The organism is Nitrospinota bacterium (genome assembly GCA_009873635.1).
Taxonomy (GTDB): domain Bacteria; phylum Nitrospinota; class Nitrospinia; order Nitrospinales; family VA-1; genus LS-NOB.
In genome coordinates this window covers 63,000-65,474 of sequence record WAHY01000014.1, presented here as the reverse complement: position 1 = coordinate 65,474, position 2,475 = coordinate 63,000, and the positions used below count along the sequence as shown (strand labels likewise).

At 43.1% G+C, this 2,475-nt stretch carries 1 protein-coding gene; it reads right to left on the bottom strand.

Going from position 1 to position 2,475, the window contains the following annotated elements; translation table 11 throughout:
- The coding region (locus tag F3741_09350) for an MMPL family transporter (GenBank protein MZG30990.1) at positions 1-2,294 on the bottom strand (2,294 nt) is incomplete at its 3' end.
- Positions 2,295-2,475 lie beyond the last annotated feature (181 nt).

Below are 2,475 nucleotides of genomic sequence, written 5' to 3'. Positions count from 1 at the left end.
ATTGAAAGTATCTGGTAAAGTCCGACCAATCGAACCCTGGTCATGATAATAGGAGTGATCAAAAGGTTTGCAAATATTGAAAACAACATAGTTGCAGCGGCCAGGGCACCGAACTGAGCTACGATGGTAAAATTGGAAAAAATTAAAATACCAAACCCAAAAGCGAGTGCGATACTTGAAACTATAAGAGGGGTTGCCTCGTCATTCACTGAAGAAGTGACAGCATCCTCATAATCGGAGGTCCGGCGGCAGAGTTCATTGTAACGGGCTAGCAAATGAATAGTGCCATCTATCGCGATTCCAATCGCAATCACCGCAACCATTGCCGTACCCGGATTCAAAGGGATATCAAGATAACCCATAACCCCAAACATCAAGGCAATAGGAATAACGGCTGGTATCAATGCAATGAGCCCACCCTTAAATGATGTAAACATGATGGACATTATCAGAAATATCAAGGCCATCAACAAAGCCAGGGCTTTTACCTGGGCAACCATTAAACTTTCCGCGGCTCTATTCACCATCAGGTTTTCACCCACTATATAGTGCTTCATATCAGGACCTGCAATTTGGTCGATGACCCCCTGGAGTTCTTCAATATATTGATTCAAGGTGTGGGAATCTGTGATGTTATGTCGCACCACAATATTGGCACGGCGGTAATCATGGCTGACATAACTATCCAGATCACTGCGGTGCAAAAACATTAAATATTGCGCAACCAGTTTCCGGGTATTTGGCAAAGAGTGTATTGAAGAGTCTCCACGAAACTCCCGGTTTAAAAACCTCAAATGATCAGCCAGAGATATACTGCGATCATAAACACCCTGGTCGGAAAGGAAAGTTTGAATATCAGCCAGCTTTTGAATATTTTCAGGCTCCTGGAAAGCCTTGCCTTTTTTGGATTCAAGCGAAATAAAAAATATTTTAATCCCTGCCAGGTCTTCATGGATTCGTTTGGCATCCTGTATCAGAGGGCGATCGCTCGGGAAATAAGATAATGGATCGTTGGTTACGTAAAGTTTCGATGCCTGAAAAATAAAAAAAGCACAGAACACGCCGGTAAAAACCAGAATGGACGTTGGAAAACGAACCTGTGAATACCGAAAAACACTCATGATGCGATCTGGAAAGCTATTCCTTTTGAAATCCTTTACAGTGAAGGTCCCCCTTTGTGGTCCAAAAACAGACAACATGAGTGGCATGACCAGAATGGTAATAAACCCGTTTGCCAGCATCGCAAAAGTTGCGGCTAAAGAAAAATGCTGGATCAACCCGATATTACTAAACATGTTGCTGGCAAAACCCAGTGTTGTGGTCAAAACCGTAAGCATCATGGGTAGACCAATGTGTTTTGCCATATACTTAACAGCCTGCTTACGTGAGTCACCTCCCGGGTTTTCCTCCAAACCACGCAGAAATGCAGACATCATATGGGTGTCTTCAGTAGACCCGATAACTATTATCAGGGAAGGAATCATCGCGCTTAATATATTCAATGGCACACCCAGCCAACCCATCAATCCAAAGGTCCAAATAATGGTGAGAAGCGACGTTACCAATGGAACTAAGGCCGCCAACCAACTACGCATAAATATTAAAATCGAGACCACAAGGACTACTACGGATAATGGACCGAGCAATGTGAAATCTTCATAAAGGCTTTGTTTTAATTCCGCGTTAATCCGGGGAGGACCCACCTGTGCTATATAATCAAATGTCGCGCGGTGTAATTGAATCTGTTCTTCAAGCGCAAGATGCAATTTTCGGCTGAAGTTATTACTGTCTTCAGAATCAATCGCAGACACGATCAATGCTGTGACTTCACCATCACTTGAAAAATAATTACCCTGATAAAGGGGGCTCGCCAGGGCGCTATTTTTAGCATCTAATGCTTCCTGCTTTGTTTTAGGTGAAGATATAAGTAAAGGGCGGGAACTAATCTTGTTCCCTTCTCCCTTCACCGTGTGCAAAGTGAACAAGCTATCAACGCGTCTGACTCCTGCAATTTTTTCAATTGCAAGATGCAGCTTTTCGACTGCCGAAAGTTTTTCAGGAGTCCAAAGGTCAGGATCTCTTATATAAATAATAGTTTTATTATCAGTACCAAATTCACCCATCACTTTCTGGTATACAAGGCGAGACGGGTCACTGGCAGGTATCAGGCTGTCCACGCCAGTATCAACCTTCAGCCGCTGCATTCCTGCACCGGTGACAACCGTAACCACAAATATGAAAAACGCTACAAAAACACGGCGCTTATAACCCAGCATGTATAATTGCTCTATCACTCTGTATTTTCCTCTAATTCTTCTGGGCTGTCGGTATCCAACTCTTCTGTGGGCTCGATATAAGGGTAGTTCTTATACAACCATTCAGCCGAAAATATTTCTTCGGGCACATAATCATGCGAGAAAATTCTGCGGGAGGTCTTGATCAATGACTGATGTTGATCTTTTTTATTTTCCATGA